Annotated in this window: 20 protein-coding genes and 1 pseudogene; 14 read left to right on the top strand and 7 right to left on the bottom strand. The window is 71.3% G+C overall.

What is annotated here, in order from left to right; all coding sequences use genetic code 11:
* The 5 genes from ESG85_RS29755 to ESG85_RS29730 all read left to right on the top strand — a co-directional run.
* The coding region (locus tag ESG85_RS29755) for a dCTP deaminase (protein WP_128984031.1) at positions 1-497 on the top strand (497 nt) is incomplete at its 5' end.
* A complete protein-coding gene (locus tag ESG85_RS29750) occupies positions 494-1,603 on the top strand; it encodes a glycosyltransferase family 4 protein (RefSeq protein WP_128984281.1) in 1,110 nt (369 codons plus the stop codon). The genes ESG85_RS29755 and ESG85_RS29750, both read left to right, overlap by 4 nt.
* A 111-nt stretch (positions 1,604-1,714) precedes the next feature.
* The gene (locus tag ESG85_RS29745; RefSeq protein ID WP_128984280.1) at positions 1,715-2,758 is read left to right on the top strand and encodes a serine hydrolase domain-containing protein; all 1,044 of its coding nucleotides are present in this window, start codon (positions 1,715-1,717) and stop codon (positions 2,756-2,758) included.
* Between the two features lie 739 nt (positions 2,759-3,497).
* Complete coding sequence (locus tag ESG85_RS29735; protein WP_128984279.1) at positions 3,498-3,896, top strand: ATP-binding protein; 399 nt, start codon at positions 3,498-3,500, stop codon at positions 3,894-3,896.
* A gap of 84 nt (positions 3,897-3,980) precedes the next feature.
* On the top strand, positions 3,981-4,400 hold the full coding sequence (locus tag ESG85_RS29730; protein WP_128984278.1) for an STAS domain-containing protein: 420 nt from the start codon (positions 3,981-3,983) through the stop codon (positions 4,398-4,400).
* A gap of 14 nt (positions 4,401-4,414) precedes the next feature.
* Here the strand turns inward: ESG85_RS29730 and ESG85_RS29725 are convergent, their stop codons facing one another.
* Positions 4,415-4,924, bottom strand: coding sequence for a DUF5994 family protein (locus ESG85_RS29725; protein ID WP_128984277.1), 510 nt, complete (start codon positions 4,922-4,924; stop codon positions 4,415-4,417).
* A gap of 647 nt (positions 4,925-5,571) precedes the next feature.
* On the opposite strand from ESG85_RS29725, the gene ESG85_RS29720 reads away from it, so the two are divergent.
* The 5 genes from ESG85_RS29720 (at position 5,572) to ESG85_RS29700 (ending at position 8,446) form a co-directional block, all read left to right on the top strand.
* Complete coding sequence (locus tag ESG85_RS29720) at positions 5,572-6,777, top strand: PP2C family protein-serine/threonine phosphatase (RefSeq protein ID WP_128984276.1); 1,206 nt, start codon at positions 5,572-5,574, stop codon at positions 6,775-6,777.
* A 217-nt stretch (positions 6,778-6,994) separates the two neighbouring features.
* Positions 6,995-7,549 carry a DUF5994 family protein gene (locus ESG85_RS29715; RefSeq protein WP_128984275.1) on the top strand — a complete coding sequence of 185 codons (555 nt, stop codon included), beginning with the start codon at positions 6,995-6,997 and terminating at the stop codon, positions 7,547-7,549.
* A gap of 4 nt (positions 7,550-7,553) precedes the next feature.
* Entirely contained in the window at positions 7,554-7,763 is a 210-nt protein-coding gene (locus ESG85_RS29710) for a hypothetical protein (RefSeq protein ID WP_128984274.1), read from the top strand.
* Positions 7,764-7,869: 106 nt separating this feature from the next.
* Positions 7,870-8,136: a hypothetical protein gene (locus ESG85_RS29705; protein WP_128984273.1), complete on the top strand. Its 267-nt coding sequence runs from the start codon at positions 7,870-7,872 to the stop codon at positions 8,134-8,136.
* 37 nt (positions 8,137-8,173) lie between these two features.
* Positions 8,174-8,446, top strand: a complete 273-nt coding sequence (locus ESG85_RS29700; protein ID WP_128984272.1) for a hypothetical protein — start codon at positions 8,174-8,176, stop codon at positions 8,444-8,446.
* Between the two features lie 457 nt (positions 8,447-8,903).
* Here ESG85_RS29700 and ESG85_RS29695 read toward each other — a convergent pair whose 3' ends face one another.
* The 3 genes from ESG85_RS29695 to ESG85_RS29685 all read right to left on the bottom strand — a co-directional run bounded on the left by ESG85_RS29695 (position 8,904) and on the right by ESG85_RS29685 (position 10,900).
* A complete protein-coding gene (locus ESG85_RS29695) occupies positions 8,904-9,326 on the bottom strand; it encodes an STAS domain-containing protein (protein WP_164986352.1) in 423 nt (140 codons plus the stop codon).
* Positions 9,327-9,857: 531 nt separating this feature from the next.
* The gene (locus ESG85_RS29690) at positions 9,858-10,562 is read right to left on the bottom strand and encodes a cation efflux transmembrane domain-containing protein (RefSeq protein WP_128984270.1); all 705 of its coding nucleotides are present in this window, start codon (positions 10,560-10,562) and stop codon (positions 9,858-9,860) included.
* A 2-nt stretch (positions 10,563-10,564) separates the two neighbouring features.
* The gene (locus ESG85_RS29685; protein WP_128984269.1) at positions 10,565-10,900 is read right to left on the bottom strand and encodes an ArsR/SmtB family transcription factor; all 336 of its coding nucleotides are present in this window, start codon (positions 10,898-10,900) and stop codon (positions 10,565-10,567) included.
* Positions 10,901-11,019: 119 nt separating this feature from the next.
* Here ESG85_RS29685 and ESG85_RS29680 point away from each other — a divergent pair, with 119 nt between their 5' ends.
* From ESG85_RS29680 to ESG85_RS29670, 3 genes are all read left to right on the top strand, one after another.
* Positions 11,020-11,355 carry a YnfA family protein gene (locus ESG85_RS29680; RefSeq protein WP_128984268.1) on the top strand — a complete coding sequence of 112 codons (336 nt, stop codon included), beginning with the start codon at positions 11,020-11,022 and terminating at the stop codon, positions 11,353-11,355.
* A 69-nt stretch (positions 11,356-11,424) separates the two neighbouring features.
* The gene (locus ESG85_RS29675; protein ID WP_128984267.1) at positions 11,425-12,087 is read left to right on the top strand and encodes a class I SAM-dependent methyltransferase; all 663 of its coding nucleotides are present in this window, start codon (positions 11,425-11,427) and stop codon (positions 12,085-12,087) included.
* A complete protein-coding gene (locus ESG85_RS29670) occupies positions 12,084-12,383 on the top strand; it encodes a sulfurtransferase TusA family protein (protein ID WP_128984266.1) in 300 nt (99 codons plus the stop codon). Before ESG85_RS29675 ends, ESG85_RS29670 begins: the two co-directional genes overlap by 4 nt.
* A 97-nt stretch (positions 12,384-12,480) precedes the next feature.
* On the opposite strand, the gene ESG85_RS29665 is transcribed toward ESG85_RS29670, so the two are convergent.
* The 3 genes from ESG85_RS29665 to ESG85_RS29655 all read right to left on the bottom strand — a co-directional run bounded on the left by ESG85_RS29665 (position 12,481) and on the right by ESG85_RS29655 (position 14,590).
* Positions 12,481-13,692 (bottom strand): tyrosine-type recombinase/integrase, encoded by a 1,212-nt coding sequence (locus ESG85_RS29665; RefSeq protein ID WP_246095389.1) that lies wholly within the window; start codon positions 13,690-13,692, stop codon positions 12,481-12,483.
* Complete coding sequence (locus ESG85_RS29660) at positions 13,692-13,910, bottom strand: excisionase family DNA-binding protein (RefSeq protein WP_128984282.1); 219 nt, start codon at positions 13,908-13,910, stop codon at positions 13,692-13,694. Before ESG85_RS29660 ends, ESG85_RS29665 begins: the two co-directional genes overlap by 1 nt.
* Positions 13,911-14,095: 185 nt before the next feature.
* Positions 14,096-14,590: a helix-turn-helix domain-containing protein gene (locus ESG85_RS29655; RefSeq protein ID WP_128984265.1), complete on the bottom strand. Its 495-nt coding sequence runs from the start codon at positions 14,588-14,590 to the stop codon at positions 14,096-14,098.
* 290 nt (positions 14,591-14,880) lie between these two features.
* Between ESG85_RS29655 and ESG85_RS29650 the strand changes: the two are divergent.
* Positions 14,881-15,593: pseudogene (locus tag ESG85_RS29650) on the top strand (DUF3631 domain-containing protein); the annotation flags it as partial.

Below are 15,593 nucleotides of genomic sequence, written 5' to 3'. Positions count from 1 at the left end.
CCGGCGAGATCACCATCGACCCGTACGACCCCGCCCGCGTCTCCCCGAACGCCTACGACTGGCGCCTCGGCGACACCCTCCGCGTCTGCGCCGGCGACCTCGACGCCGCCATCCCCACCACCTACACCGAGCAGGCGATCCCCACCACCGGCCTGGTACTCCAGCCCGGCCTGCTCTACCTCGGCGTCACCCACGAGCGCACCGGCTCGGAGGCGTACGCGCAGATGCTCAACGGCGACCGCACCATCGGAGCCCTCGGCATCTGGGTCCACGTCTCCGCCCCGCTCGGACACCAGGGCCACGCCATCCGCTGGACCCTGGAGATCCGCGCGGCCCGGCCCGTCCGCGTCTACCCGGGCATGACGTTCGGCAAGCTGGTCTTCCTGGCCTCCCAGGGCACCCCGGCCAGCTACCAGCGGCAGCTCGCGAAGTACGCCTCCACCGACGGGATCGACATCTCCCGCCTCTACGAGGAGATCGACGGAGGCCGCCGGTGAGTCCTGACCGGAATCCGCTGGTCGCCACCTTCCTGGACCTGCCCGTCGGCAGCCCCGGCGGCAGCGTCGAACTCTTCCTCGACCTCTACACCGGCGAGAAACCCCTCATTCCCGCAAGGGCCTTCATGCTCGCCCCGACCGGACCCCGCCCGCGGACACCGGCCGGCCTCGACCTGCTCAGCGCGAGCGGTAAGTGCCTGGAGGGCCCCGCCTTCCACCGGTACGTCTCCCACCTGCGCCAAGCCCTGACGGCCGCGATCAACCCGTCCCAGATCGACGTCCTGCACCTGCAGCACCTCGCCTTCGGCGCCACCCCCGCCCTGATCCGGGCCCTGCCCGCGCACCCCCGCATCGCCCTGGTCCACGGCACCGACCTGCTCTTCGCCGAAGCCCACCGCGACCAGCTCCAGATCCTGCGGGCCACCGCCCGGGCGGCCGATGCCATCGTCGTCCCCACCGGTGCCATGGCCGACCACCTCCTCAAGCTCGCCCCGCAGACCGACCGCCGCAAAATCACCCACATCCCTTGGGGCATCCCCGACCGCCTCCTCACCGACCCGCCCGCCCGAACCACCCACACATCCAAGAGCCACCTCCGCCTGCTGTACGCGGGCCGGCTGACCGCCGAGAAAGGCGTCGAGGCCCTGATCCGGAGCGTGGCCCCGCTCCAGGGCGTCGAGCTGTCGATCGCCGCCCCCAGCGCCCAGTTCCATGCCCTGGCCCCACGGCTGCAACGGACCGGGGTAAGGGCCAACTATCTCGGCTGGCTCCGCCGTCCCCAGCTGTGGAAGACCTTCGCCGAGCACGACGTACTCGTCATGCCCTCCACGACCCTGGAGGCCATGGGCCTGGTCGCCCTGGAAGCCCAAGCCTGCGGCCTCCCCGTCCTCTACCAGCCCGTCCCCGGCCTCAGCGAAGCCCTCGCCCACGCCGGCATGGCCACCGACTTCACCCAGCCCACCGCCCTCGCCCGGGATCTCGACCGCCTGCGAACCGAACCCGGTCTCCTCCCCGCCCTCCGGCAGGCCGGGTACGCCAACGCCGCCCGGTACCCCCTGTCGAAGACCGCCCGAGAACTGGCCGGCCTCGGCCGACAGCTCACCTGAGAACCAGCCGGGGCGGGCAACGCCCCCGCGACCAGCGGCACGCCGTTGCCCAGCCCGACCGGCCCACGTCACTACGCTGGCCGCTGGGATGCCCACACGAAGAGGGAGACCATGCCGTACCGCACCGAGCGCATCGAGAACCTGCTGAACGAAGGCGTCCGCGACAAGGTCTACCCGGGCGCGGTGTGGGCCGTAGGCGACTCCGCCGGCGTCCGGGCGACGGGCACCACCGGCGTCCTCGACCCCGACGAGCCGAACGTGAGGATGCGGCCGGACACCGTCTTCGACGCCGCCAGCCTCACCAAGATCCTCGCCGTCTGGGCGTCCATCGGCGCCCTGTGGGAGGACGGCGTCCTCGACCTCGACGCCCCGCTCGGCACCTTCTGGGACGAGGTCACCGGCCACCCCCTCGGCACCGTGACCGCGCGGCAGCTCCTGACCCACACCGCCGGCCTCCCCCTCCGGGCCCAGCTGAAAAGCCTCTACGGCACCGACGTCGCCGCCATCCGCCGCGGAGTCCTGCACGAAGTCCTCAACCGGCCGCCCGGCCAAGCCGTCGAGTACACCGACCGGGCTGCCCTCATCCTCGGCTACCTCGCCGAACACCTCTCCGGCCAGCCCCTCGACCAGCTCTACGAGGCTAGGACATGGCGCCCCCTGGGCATGAACACCACCCACTTCGGCCCGCTGCCCGCCGGCATCGCCGCCCGTTGCGCCCCCACCGAACTCGACCAGCACACCGGCACCCACCTCAAGGGCACCGCCCACGACTTCTCCGCCCGGCTCCTCGGCGGGGTGTGCGGCATCGCCGGCGCCTTCACCGTCCTCGACGACCTGGCCGTCTTCCTCCGCTACATGCTCGACCACACCACGGCCCCAGGCGACGTCGGCTTCGGCGCCGATTGGAGGGCCCACTCCCTCACCGTGCAGACCGGCGGCCTCCAGCCGGAACGCGGCCTGTTCTGGCACCCGGCTTCCGGCACGACCGCCGAGCAGGACGTCTGGGTCCACTACGGCTTCACCGGCACCGGCATGTGGATCTCCCCCGCCCAGGAGCGGTGGGCGGTACTCCTCACCAACAAGCTCTACTACACCCGCGACCGCCAGCCACTGACCGACGTCCGCAACGCGTTCCGCGAGCTCGCCTTCGACTGAACAGCGGTCGCTCCGGCCTGCGCGCCGCCTTCATGAGCGGCTGCTCCACCGACTCTCCGCCGCGGCACTCCGAACGGCTGCAGAAGGCCGCCCGCCTGAAGACCTTCAACGTCAATGATGATCTTCACTCTCTTCTCCCGCTCGGTCTTCGCCTGGCGCGCCATGGCGCGCTTCGTGCTCTCGGGCAGCTGGATGTCCTTCAGCTCGGCCAGGGTGACCTCAACGCCCCAGTCGGCGGTGGTGAATACGTGCGACGAGTCCTCCTCCTTCCCAGCATCGCGCGGGCTCTCGGCCCGGGGCAGGGGGCGAACGGTCCGCATACGGGGCGCCCCCTCCCGCAGCCGTCTCGGCGTGGAGACGCGTTTCATGGTCAGAGGGCCTTCGGCCGCGGAACATTGGACGGGCTGGCCTGCCGGCGGCTCATGCCCTCCGTCAGAAGCCGCGCGCCGGTTCGCACGACGTCTCACGGCGCGCCACCCGACGTCCCCACGAGCGCACCAGGACCGTACGACATCCGCCACGACCAGCACCCTGAGCAGGCCGAACCGGCCCGTGGTCCGCGAGCTGACCGCTGATGGCCGACCGCCGCTCCCGGTCTCCTCCGAGCGTCCGGCCTTCGTGTGGTCCCCGGAGAGCCGTCCGGGAACCGCCGTTTCCCGGCTGGGCTGCGCATCGGCGGCCCACATGTGGGCAGACGGCCCCGTAAGAGCCGGCGCACTCCCTCGCAGAGAGGACCGACATGGCGGCCTCGATTCGACGGCACCGCACCATCCGTGGCCCGTGGGCCGCCGCCGAGGCACGCCGCGAGATGCACGGCCTCGTGGCCGATGCCCTCCTGGCGGGCAAGGCGGTCGGTGAGGTGACCGAGGCCGACGCGATGCTGGTGGTCAGCGAACTGGTGACCAACGCCGTCCGTCATGCCGGAGGCGGATGCTCCGTGGACCTCACCCTGCGACCGGACGCCATGGACATAGACGTGAGCGATCAAAGCCGCGAACCACCGCATCCCAGGAGCCCCAGCTCTGACGGGGACGGCGGATACGGCTGGGGCATCATCGCCCGTCTGACCAGCGAGCTGACCGTGATGTGCCACGGGAGCGGCAAGACCGTCCATGCCCGGATCGACCTACCCCGCTGACAGACGATGACGCGGGGATGCACACTGGAAAAACGGCCGAAGGATCCTCCAGCCAACCCACACCGGTGAGGGGGGCTGATTGTGATGGAAACGAACAACCCACGGATCCCGAGCGGCGAGGCGCCGCATGTCGCCCTTCACTCCGCGCGGGGCGTCTACCGAGCGGTGAACGGATACGCACGCGTCGAGCGTGTGGGCAACGAGGCATCCGCGACGTGGTTTCTCCGTGCGGCGGGCGAGTTCGACGCCGACACCGTCGCTTGCCTGCGCGAGGCACTCGGCGATGCCCGCCGGGACGACGCCGAGCGAATCCTGCTCGATGTCTCCCAGGTGGGCTTCGGGGACCCCACCTTCCTCCACGCACTGGTCGAGGCGCATCGCGGACCCGCCGGGCTCGTCCTCGTCGGGCCGCTTCCCTTCCGGATCCGGCGCCTGTTCGAGATCACGGGCACTCTGCGTCTGTTCCCCCTCGCGACGGACCGCGGCGCCTCCGGCTTCGTCTGAGTCTTACCCTCTGATCAGGCCGACTCCCGCGGCGGGCCCGCCGACCCGGGCGGCCCGGCGAGGAGGATCTCGGCGGCCTGCGTGGCGTTGTCGGCGTCGACGGCGCGGGCCATGGCCTCGCGGGCGGCCTCCGGTGGTGTGTCCGGCGGGACGACCATCAGGGAGAAGTGGTCGTTGTCGCCGCGGGTGACCAGGACGGTGTCGTCGCCGACGGGGAAGGAGTCGAGGTGCACGACCCGGCCGTCGACCACCAGGCGGGTCGGGATGGCGTTCCAGGCGGAGGCGTCCAGGCCGACCCGGGTGACGGGCCCGAGGTACTCGGTCAGGGCGGTGAGCAGCGACGGGAGCTCCCGCTCGACGTCACGTGAGCGCGGCCACCACGCGCCGTCCAGAAGGCTCTGCCGGGACCCGGTCGTCTCCATCCGGAGCAGCGCGGTGCCCGGCCCGACCGACCGGTGGATCTCGTCCGGCAGGAGGCGCGGGGGCGCCGGGATGTGGTGGGGGGAAACGTTCGCGTCGGTCATGGTGGTCCGCCCGTCCACGGGTGGTGCCGCTTCCGCCGGGTCGGTGCGACAGTGGACGCCGGGCCGGCGGGCGGGGCGACGGCCCCGCACTTTCACCGTACTCCGGGAGGACGCGCGGACGCGCAGCTCTCCGTCGGGGAACCGATCGGCTCCCGGGCTCCGGACGTGCCGTGGACGTATGGGGGCGTACCCGCCTCACTTCGGTCGCCCGGGCAGGCCCCGGGGGAAGGACTGTGCCGTCCTGGACCGCAACGAGCCGGACGCCGGAGCCCCGTCGCCGCCGGGGACGCCGAAGTCCGGATCGTCTCCGCCTCCACGGACGCCGCCCGCAGAGTGGCCGACACCCTGCGCCACCGTCTCGCCGACGGTCAGCGGTGCGGCTGACCCGCCCCGGGCAAGGGCACCCGCCTGCGTCCCACCGTCGACACCACCCGCACCGCCGGGCCGGGCCTGACTGACCACCGGCCGTCCCCAGCGGGGCACCGGGCCCCACGCCGAGGGACCCCGACCGGGCAGCCGGAGTCGGCGGACGCGCGTGGCGGCCCCGGCCACCGCGAAGCATCCTGGAAGCCGCACCGCGATGCCGTCGGACCGGCCCGTCGGCACCGGTCCACAGTGTCGCCCCGCCGCCCGCCTGGAGGCCCCGGATGACCGTCGGACGGTACGAGGACGGGGACCCCGACCGCTCGGAGAGCTTCGGGGAGATGCTGCTGGGCGGGCTCCTGGACCACACCCACGCGTTGCCGCCCGACCGGGTCGGATCGGCCCTCGCCGACGCGGTCGCCCGGATCGGGGGCCGCGAGGTGCGGATCCTGCTCCAGGACTACGGGCAGCGGAATCTGGTCCCCCTCGCCGGGGACGGATTGGCGGACGGCGACCCCGTGCCCATCGACGGTTCGGCGGCCGGTCGTTGCTTCCTCACCTCGCGTCCGGTCGAGGTGCCGGTGGTCGAGGGGGTGCGGGTCCACGTCCCGCTGCTCGACGGCGGCGACCAGGCCGGTGTCCTGGCCGTCACGCTGGACGCGGTCGACGATGACGCCCGCCGCATCCTGCGCAGGCTCACGGCCCTGGGCTCCGACATCATCCGGACCAAGAACGGCTACACCGACCTCTTCTTCCGCACCCGCCGCGGCGAACCGATGAGCGTCGCCGCCGAGATCCAGTGGTCGCTCCTGCCGCCGCTCGCCATGACGATGCCCCGCGTCGCCGTCGCCGGAGTCCTGGAACCCGCCTACGACGTGGCCGGCGACAGCTTCGACTACGCCCTGAACGGCGACGTCCTCCACCTCGCCATGATCGACGCCATGGGCCACGGCCTGGACGCCGCGACCATGGCCACCGTCGCCATCGGCGCGTACCGGCACGCCCGCCGCACCAGCGTCGAACTGTCCGAGATCTACCTCTTCATGGACCGGGCCGTCGCCCAGCAGTTCGCCCCCGACCACTTCGTCACCGCCCAGATGCTGCGGCTCGACACCGACACCGGCCACCTCCAGTGGGTCAACGCCGGACACCCCGCCCCCATGCTGATCCGCGACCACCGCGTCGTACGCCGCCTCGACAGCCCCACCACCCTCCCCGTCGGCTTCGGCGGAGACCAGCCGCAGGTCAGCGAGGTGACGCTGCTGCCCGGGGACCGGATCCTCTGCTTCACCGACGGCCTGGTCGAGGAGCACGAGAGCGGGCAGGAGGAGTTCGGCGAGGACCAGCTGATCAACTGGGTGAACCAGCTGGACAGGGCGGACCGGGAGGTACACGCGGTGGCGCGGGACCTGTCCCACACCCTCAAGCGGGCACGCGGCGAGGCCACTTCGGACGACGCCACGCTCCTCCTGGTCGAGTGGCGCGGGTGACGGAGGGACGTGCCGCGAGGTGAGGTCACCGACGCCGACCGGGCGGATGCTCCCGGCCCGGGAAATCGGCTGGACGGACACCACTCGTCCGCCCCCGGCGCGGAGTAGGCTGAAGGTACCGGGAGTAACTCGAACACCCGCTCCCACGCGGACGTCGTTTCCGGCGATCAAGACACTGGGCCGCCCTGCAGGGCGGCCCGGAGACAGGTCCGCGATCATGACCACCACCCTCGCACCCTCGCATTCGGCGCGCCTTTCGCTGACGCCGAAGACCACACTCGCCGGTCTCCTGGACGGCGCCTGGTGGCCTCGCTCGCGTGACCTCGCCGCTGAGCTTCCGCCCCTGGTCGACGCGCTGGAAGAGCGCTTCGGACGCATCACACGGGCCACGGTGAACCCCACCCGCTGGCCCGTCGTCCCGCACAAGGTCGCCGTCGCCGGGCACACCGTGCACGTCGGCTGGTTCACCGAACAGGATCCCGACAAGATGATCCTGCTCTCCTACACCGTCGGCCGCGTCGACCTGCTGGTGATACCGCCCGAGACCGAACCCGCCGCGGCCACCCGGCTCATGGCGGCCGCCGCCGTCCCCGGCAGCGTCCTCACCGCCGGTGTCCTGATGTCCGACGAAGCCGCGACCGGCCGCCGCATGCGCGTCGCCCGCAGCAGCGAGGACGCCTGGGAGACGGACGGAGGAGCCGCCCTGCCGCCCCTCCGGCACCCGGTCGTCGGCGCGCGGATGATTCCGCTGCCGAAGAACACGCGGTGGTGACGACATGGAGACCCTGATCGCACTCGCGGCAGTCGCCGTGCTGATCACGCTCGGCGCGCGCCTTGTCCACCGGCTCAACGCCCAGCACGACGCGCGCATCGCCGCCCGCCACTACAGCGACCCCTTCCCGGCCATCTTCCGACCGCCCGGTCACAGCCCCCACACGCCGACAGAGCAAGCCGCCCGCCGCAGGGCCATGGGCACCTGGCCCTGACCGCTCCAGAGACCACTCCTCCGACCGAAGGCCGCGGGTGGGGCACCCGACATCCGGGACAACCCACCCGCCGGCCTCTCGCTCACCCGTGAAGGGACCACGCCCCTTGTACCGCACCGACACCGCAGCCCTGCCCTCGGCCGGACAGGCCGAGATCCGCATCGTCGCCGCCACCCCCGAAGCCGCCCGCGCGGTCGCCGAGGTGATCCGCCGCTCGTTCGCCGGGACGGAACAGCGCAGCTACCCCGTCCTCGACGGCGGCACCCGGCTCCACCTCTCCGTCGACACCGAAACCGCCGCAGAGCCCGCCCGCTCCTGGCTCACCACCAGCGGATCGTCTCCTCTCACCGGCACCCACGTCGACGAAGTCTGAGCGGAATCGGACCTTCACACGACGAAAGGACCCGGTCATGGCCACACTCCACCAGCGACAGGGGTACCGCGAGCGGGTCCTGACCGCCCTCTACGAAGCCACCGAAGGCAACCGCCTCCTCGGCATCACGGGACGGAAGCTGCGCAACGACCTGCGCATCCCGGAGGAAGACCTGGCCGCCGCCTGCACCTACCTCACCGGCGAGGGCCTGATCAGCGTCGACTGGGAACCGGGCAACACACCCGCGATGGTCTCCCTCACCCACCAGGGAATCCTCCGCATGGAGGCCGAAGAACAAGAGCGCGGCTGAGCCGGACCACCCCGACGTCCCGCTCTCGCCCGGCCCGCCCGGCCGAGAAGTCGTACGATTGAACACGGATCGAGCACGCTCACGTGTGACGATCCGGAAGGGCGGCCCCGACGGAGTGAATGCGCCGGGGCCGTTGTGACGACCGCCGCCAGGCCCGCGCACCCGGCGTCTCGGACGTGGCACCGGCAGGTGCGTCGGCGCCCGTCGTCCTCGCGACGCCAGTCAGCGCCGGCCCGGAGATCCGCCGTCGGGGCCCGCGCCCTGTCGCGGGCCCCGACCCCTTCCGTCGTCTATTGCATGGCGCAGAGGAGCGGGGGCGCCAGGCGGCAGTGGATCAGAGTCCTGCGAGGTGCGGGTCGCGGAGGCGGGGCGGGACGGCGGTGCCCTGGTTCGCGCGGTTCCCCGTGTGCGAGGAGAACCGCTGCGAGCATCGGAACGCAGGTCAGGAGCAGGAACGTCATGACCGGCCTGCCGCCGTCAGGGAGCCTGCATGGGCCCGCTGCCGTCGTGTTGGTGCAACGGCGTTCAGAAGGTGCTGAACGGCCCGGGAGGGGTTCGCGAGTCTGAGACGGCGTCCCTGCTGGGGCCACAAGTCGAGGACGGCCAGGAAACCGGAGTCGCAGAAGGTGACCCGGGAGGCGTCCAGGACGAGCCCGGTGCAGCCGTCGTCGGCCGCCGAGGCCAGCAGTGCCCGCAGCGGGGCGGCGCTGAAGTGGTCGATCTCTCCGGCGAGGCGGACGACCAGGGTGGTGCCGAGGGTGGTGCAGGAGTCGACGACTATGACGCCGGGCGCGGTGTCCGCGCCCGAGTCGTGCACGACGGGACGAGCGGGGGTGGCGAGAGCGGCGGACAGTATCGGTGCGGCGCTTGAAGTACTCACGTCCCCATCAACGCCTCCCGCCCGGGGACGGGGAACGAGCCACGCGACCCTTTCACCCCATGTGACCAGCACTGATCCCCGACAAGGGGGAAAGATTCCACCCGAACGAGGCAGGCGGACGCCCATGATGCGACCGCTGTCCTCCGGAATCGCCGCGACCGCGCCCCGAGTGGGAGCGGCTGCGAGGGGGAGCGTCTCCCCGGGCACCCTGCTGGAGACCCGTCGCGTGCCCCATCCGTGCCCTTCACGGCGGTGAACAGCGGTCACCAGGGGTGCGGGCGGAACCCCTCGGAACACCCTGCGAAGATGCTTGCCCGCAGGTCAGAGGCCATGTGGGCGGCCAAGGCGACGGTGATTCCCAAGCTTATAGCGCGGGTTCGATTCCCGTCATCCGCTCTTGAGAGAAGGCCCAGGTCAGCGACCTGGGCCTTCTTCGTTGTCTAGACCTCTCGGAGCTCACGTGCCATTCGCGTGCCATACGGGACCTGAGGGTGCATCAGGGCGAGACCCGAGATTCCCGCTTCACGCCACTCAGTCGCAGCAGTCGCAGTCGGCGCGGCAGCCGCAGGCATCTGTCTCGGCTGTCACCGCCTGGGGCGCGCAGCAGCCCTTGCCCTGCCAGGCGTCGCGGCCTTCCTTAACGGCGATGGCGGCGATGACCAGGGCGGCGATCGGGTCGGCCCAGGACCAGCCGAGCGTGGCGTTGAGGACCAGGCCGAGCAGGAGCACGGCGGACAGGTACGTGCACAGCAGAGTCTGCTTGGAGTCGGCGACCGCGGAGGCGGAGCCGAGTTCGCGGCCGGCACGGCGCTGGGCGGCCGACAGGAACGGCATGACGGCGAGGGAGAGGGCGGCGATGACGATGCCGGGGATGGAGCGTTCGGCTTCCCCGGTGCCGGTGAGCGCGCGGACGGCGTCGACGGTGACGTACGCGGCGAGTGCGAAGAAGGAGACGGCGATGATCCGCAGGGTGCGCTGCTCACGCGCCTCGCGGACGGCATGATCGCGGGCGGAGAACTGCCAGGCGACCGCGGCGGCGGAGGAGACCTCGATGACCGAGTCGAGGCCGAAGCCGATCAGGGCGGTCGAGGAGGCGAGGGTGCCGGCGGTGATCGCGACGCCGGCCTCGATCACGTTGTACGCGATCGTCGCGGCAACCAGCAGCCGTATCCGGCGGGTGAGTACGTCGCGGCGGGCCGGGGAGGGGCCGAGGGATATCGATATCTCGGCGGTCATGGTCAGCAGCAGCCCTTCTCGTCGGCATCCGAGCAGGTGCGGTCGGTCTCGACGGCCACGACGGCAGTGCGCAGGTCGTCCAGGGCGTGGCCGAGGCGTTCGTCGGCGAGCTCGTACCGGGTACGGCGGCCGTCGGGGGCGGTGACGACCAGGCCGCAGTCACGCAGGCACGCCAGATGGTTCGAAAGCCGGGTACGGGAAACGCCGATCGCGTCGGCGAGGTCGGCCGGGTAGGCCGGGGCCTCGCGGAGGGCGAGCAGGATGCGGCAGCGGATCGGGTCGGCGAGAGCGCGGCCGAACCGGGCCAGCACCTCGATGTCGGAGGCAACAGTCAGCACACGCTGACAGTACACATAATCCTGAATTCACGTACCAGTGGATCGTTCTGACCGGCCTTGCGCTTGCTCGCAACCGGCACTTGGATCAGCGGCGCGGGCCGCCGATAGGGTCCGGCGACATGACTGTCGCTCGTTCCGTTGCCCTGTTCGCCGTCGCCGCCCTGTTCGAGATCGGTGGAGCCTGGCTGGTGTGGCAAGGCATCCGCGAGCACAAGGGCTGGATCTGGATCGGCGCCGGCGTCATCGCCCTCGGCCTTTACGGCGTGGTGGCGACCTTCCAGTCCGACGACAACTTCGGCCGGATCCTCGCCGCGTACGGCGGGATCTTCGTGGCCGGATCGATCGCCTGGGGCATGGTCGCCGACGGCTACCGCCCCGACCGTTACGACGTCATCGGCGCCCTGGTCTGCCTCGCCGGCATGGCCGTGATCATGTACGCCCCGCGCAGCCACTGAACAGCCGCTGAGCAGCCGCGGCAAGGCGCATCTAAGCTGCTCCCGGACACGAACGGGAGGCCGAGGACCGTGGCGGACGAGCAGGAGCTGGCCGAGATCCAGCGACGGCACTGGCAGGACACCTACACCGCCCATCCCGGCATGTACGGCGAGCGGCCCTCCGCACCGGCCACGTGGGCAGCCGACGTGTTCCGTGCGGCCGGGGCCCGTGACGTGCTGGAGCTCGGCGCCGGGCACGGCCGAGACGCCCTGTACTTCGCCCGCGAGGGGTTCACCGTCCAGGCCACCGACTTCTCCGCCATCGGCCTTGAACAGCTGGAGGAGGCCGCCCGCACCCAGGACGTCGACGACCGGGTCAGCACGGCGGTGCACGACGTACGTGATCCGCTCCCTCTGGCGGACGCCTCCGTGGACGGGGTCTTCGCCCACATGCTGCTGTGCATGGCCCTCTCCACGAAGGAGATCCACGCAGCGGTCGGCGAGATCCGCCGCGTCCTGCGGCCGGGCGGCGTGCTCGTCTACACCGTCCGGCACACCGGCGACGCGCACTACGGCGCCGGCACCGCCCACGGTGACGACATCTACGAGCACGGCGGCTTCGCCGTCCACTTCTTCGACCGAGCCCTGGTCGACGACCTCGCCGACGGCTGGACCCTGGACGACGTCCACGCCTTCGAGGAGGGCGACCTGCCGCGTCGGCTGTGGCGCGTCACCCAGACCGTGCCCCGATGAGCACCGCACCCGTACCCACGCCCGCCATCACCGTCGACGGCACGGGCATGCTCCGCGTCAGCCTCCTGCTGCGCCTGCGCAAGGAGATCGACGGCGCGGAACCGGGTGCCGTCGTCCACGTCATCGCCACCGACCCGGCTGCTCCGCTCGACCTGCCCGCCTGGTGCCACATGACAGGCCACCACTACCTCGGCGCGGTCCCCGACCCGGACGGACGACTGGTCTACGCTCTGCGGCTCGCCGCCGACGCCCGCCCCACCCGGCCGGACGCCCCCTGGCACACCGTCGACCGCTGACACTTGGCGTCCGTCACCGAGGCCCTGACTCTGACTCGGCCCGCATACGAAGAGGACCCCGGTGCCGACACCGGGGTCCTCTTCGTATGCGATGACGTCACCTCTGCCGTGCGCTCGCCGGGGAAGGCGGGAGAGCGGGCGGAAGCATGCGGACTACGGCGTTCCCGCCCTCGGTCAAGCTCGGAGAAGCCGCCGCGCGCCGCCTGCGCACATCCGCGTCGATGTCGTCGGCGAGCTTGCGCTGGTGGGCCTTGGTGGAGTGCTGGTAGATCAGCTGCGCCCGCTCCGAGGACTGGCCGGCGCGGACCATCAGGTCCTTCAGCTTGGCACCGGTATCGGCGGCGAGGGTGTTGCCGGTGTGCCGGAGGTCGTAAAAGCGGAACTCCTTCGGCATGCCGACCGTGTCACGGGCCTTGCGCCACTTCCGGCCGAAGGTGGTGCCGCGCAGGGCGGCGCCCTTCTCGCCCACGAAGACGAGGCCGCCGGGTCCGTCCTGTGCGAACCACTCCAGGTGCCGGCGGACATCGAGGAGGATGAAGCCGGGCAGCATGATCTCCCGTTTGCCCGCACGGGACTTGGGGTCACCGATCACCCGGCGCCCGGTGTTCAGCTCCGGGGCGGCCCGCCGGACCCGTACCGAGCCCGCGTCGAGGTCGATGTCGGCTCGGCGGAGTTCGGCAAGCTCTTCCGGCCGCATGGAGGCGAAGGCGCCGAGCAGGACCATCAGCCGCCAGCGGATGCCGATGGCCTCGGCGAGGGCGAAGACCTGCTCGACGGTGGCCACGGGGCGCTCGTCCGCGTCCTCACGGCCCGCCCCGCGGATGAAGCAGGGGTTCCGGCGGAGCAGGTCGTCCTCGACGGCCGTCTGCATGACGGCCTTGAGGAGGCGGTACGACTTGGCGGTCGTCGTGGCCCCGGTCGCCTTCCGCCGCTCCGCGCGCCAGGTCCTGACCTTGGCGGGGCTGATGGCGTTGACGTACTGGTCGCCGAAGGTCGGCTCCAGGTGGAGACGGAGCAGCCGCCGGTACAGCTCCTCGGTGGTGGCTGCGACACCGCGCTCGTCAATCCAGCGCTTGGCATATTCCGAAAACAGCACCTCGCCTGCGGTCGGATCGATCCAGTCGCCTCGGGCCTGGTCCGCCTGGGCCTGGGCGAGGAAGAGCTCCGCTTCGCGTTTGGTCTCGTACGTCTCGGGCGCGGCACGCAGGACGCCGTCCGTTCCGGGGTAGCGGGCCTGCCAGCGGCCGGAGGGAAGCCGGCGGATCGCGCCGAAGCTGCGGCGCGGGGCCCTCGTGCGGGGTCGTGCCATCAGGCCACCAGCCCGAAGCCGGCGCGGCGGGTGCGGACGGGTTCGACCGTTCGCTCCTCGACGTAGGCGGTGAGCACGCTCTCCGAGATCCGGACGTGCTTGCCGAGCTTCACGTAGCGGATCCGGCGCTCGGCGATCAGCCGGCGGATGAAGCGGACGCCGGTGCCGAGGCGTTCGGCGGCCTCGTCGACGGTGAGGAGACGGTCGTTGGTGTTCACCTCCTTCGCCGTGCGGGGCTGGGCGGAGGCATGGGGTATCGCCGTCTGGCGCAAGCAGGGTCCTCTCCTGGCCTCGGCGGATGGGGCGGCAACCCCGGCCGGGCCGGTGTCGTTCAGGGATGGGATGGGCGTGTGATGCAGCCGGAGCCTGGGGGTTTGCGGTCCAGGGCGGCCGGAGGGGCGGACTATGGCTGGGGCGGCAGGCCGAACTCCTCTTGGTTGATCTTCATGGTGCTCTCGGCGATGGCGTTGCTGACCATCGCGTTGGCTTCCTCGCGGATGTCCGGGTGCTCGTCGAGGTAGGCGATGAGCTCGGCATTGGCCCGGCGGTGCGCGTGCTGGGCTCTCTGGGCGGCCGCGCTGGCGGCCACGACGGTGTCGATCAGCTCCATGGCGCGGCCGGCGGCGGCCAGGGCCGGCGGGCCGACGAGGTTGGACAGCGACACCCCGAAGACCTCGGCGAAGCCGATGGCCTCGTCGAGGTTGATGCGGCGCTTGCCGTTCTCGATCCGCCATACCGCCGACGGGTTCATCTCGTAGCCGGCCTCGTTGAGGCGGTCGGAGAGCGTGGTGGTGCTCCAGCCGCGCTGCTCGCGCTCGGCCTTGATCCGCTGGGCGGCGTTGTTCTCGCCCTTGAGCAGGACGCCCTCGGGCTCGCCCTCGTGGTCGTCGTCGGACATTCCCCCTCCTTCCTCTCGCAGCATGTCCCTGCAATTCGCAGCAGCCTAAACAGTACACCACGTTCTGCCGCTTGCATAGCCGCTCTGCGTGTGGCATGGTTATTGTGCTGGACCGCTGCTATCCGCAGGAGACCGCCAGCACCTAGCCAGACATGCAAAAAGCCCCCCAGTGCTTGCGACACCGAGGGGCTCAAAGCGCAAACCTCACGCCGCCCATCCCTGAACGACTAGCTGCATGGCCGGGATTGCCGTCCCGTATGGCCCGCAGATTGAGGAGCTCGATGTCCAGTATGGACGAAGCCACCCCGAACACGCCATCGCTTCCCGCCGCCTGGCCGCCGGTCGCCGTCCCCGGCCAGCCGACCGCCCCCACGCCCACCCCTGCCCCGGACCCCGAGGGCGTAGACGTCCTGAACCTGCTCCGGGACGCCATCCGACGCTACGTCGTCATGCCGAGCGACGAAGCCCTGACCGCGACCACGCTGTGGGCGGCTGCGACCCACCTGCAGACCGTGTGGCAGCATGCGCCGCGCCTGGCCGTGGTCGGACCGGCCAAGCGCTGCGGCAAGTCGCGGCTGCTCGAAGTCCTGATCGAAGCGGTCCACGAGCCGCTGATCACGGTCAACGCCTCCGCCGCCGCGATCTTCCGCTCGATCGGCGAGGGCGACCCGCCCACGCTCCTCGTGGACGAGGTCGACACCATCTTCGGCAGCCCGAAGGTCGCGGAGAAGAACGAGGAGATGCGCGGCCTGCTCAACGCCGGCCACCAGCGCAACCGACCCACCCTGCGCGTCACCGGCCCCAACCACGAGGTGGTCAAGTTCGACACCTTCGCCATGGCCGCCCTCGCCGGAATCGGCGACCTCCCCGACACGATCATGGACCGGTCGGTCGTCATCCGCATGCGCCGCCGGGCCGAGACCGAGAAGGTCAGCTTCTGGCGCTACGGCCGCGACGACCTGGCCGTACGCGAGCTCCGCACACGGCTGGCGGCCTGGCTGGC

Origin of the sequence: Streptomyces roseicoloratus (assembly GCF_004117935.1) — a bacterium.
Taxonomy (GTDB): Bacteria; Actinomycetota; Actinomycetes; order Streptomycetales; family Streptomycetaceae; genus Streptomyces; species Streptomyces roseicoloratus.
The sequence above is the reverse complement of the archived record's forward strand: the minus strand, read 5'-3'. Positions and strand labels throughout refer to the sequence as shown.